Here is a 668-nt window from a genome sequence, read left to right as displayed (position 1 = left end):
AGTTGGTGAGTCGGCGGTAGCCGATGAGGGCTGCGGCGATGCCGACGAAGGCCAGGAAGTGCTCGGCCTTTCGCTCGTAACGGCGGTGCAGCCTTCGGCATCCGGCCAGCCAGGAGACCGTTCTCTCGACGACCCAGCGGTGTCGGCCGAGCCGCGTGGACGACTCGATGCCCTTGCGGGCGATGCGGTGGCGGATGCGGCGCTCGCGAAGCCATCGTCGCAGGTGGTCGTAGTCGTAGCCCTTGTCGGCGTGGAGCTTGGCCGGACGCCGGCGGCGCGGGCCGCGGCGGGAGCGGATCGGCGGGATTCCGCGCACGAGCGGCTGGAGGCCGAGGCTGTCATGCATGTTGGCACCGGAGACGCCCAGCGACAGCGGCACCCCGTTCCGGTCGGTGATCAGGTGAATCTTCGATCCCGGTTTGCCGCGGTCGGTCGGATTCGGTCCGGTCAGTGGCCCCCTTTTGCCGCCCGGACGCTGACGGAGTCGATCGCGCACCGCGACCAGTCCAGCTCGCCCCGAGCGCCGAGTTCGTCGAGGATGACCCGGTGCAGTCTGGCCCACACCCGGTCCCGGCTCCACTGGGCGAAGCGCCGGTAGACCGTGGGCCAGGCCGGCCCGAACACTGGCGGCAGCTGCCGCCAGGTGCAACCCGAGGTGGCCACGAAGA

General features: G+C 70.7%; 1 pseudogene. It reads right to left on the bottom strand.

The features are described from left to right. Positions 1-668 (bottom strand): annotated as a pseudogene (locus tag MTQ10_RS30910) (IS5 family transposase); the annotation flags it as partial.

Source organism: Streptomyces sp. XM83C (assembly GCF_023072675.1).
GTDB lineage: Bacteria > Actinomycetota > Actinomycetes > Streptomycetales > Streptomycetaceae > Streptomyces > Streptomyces thermocoprophilus.
This window is presented reverse-complemented; position numbering and strand designations above follow the sequence as displayed.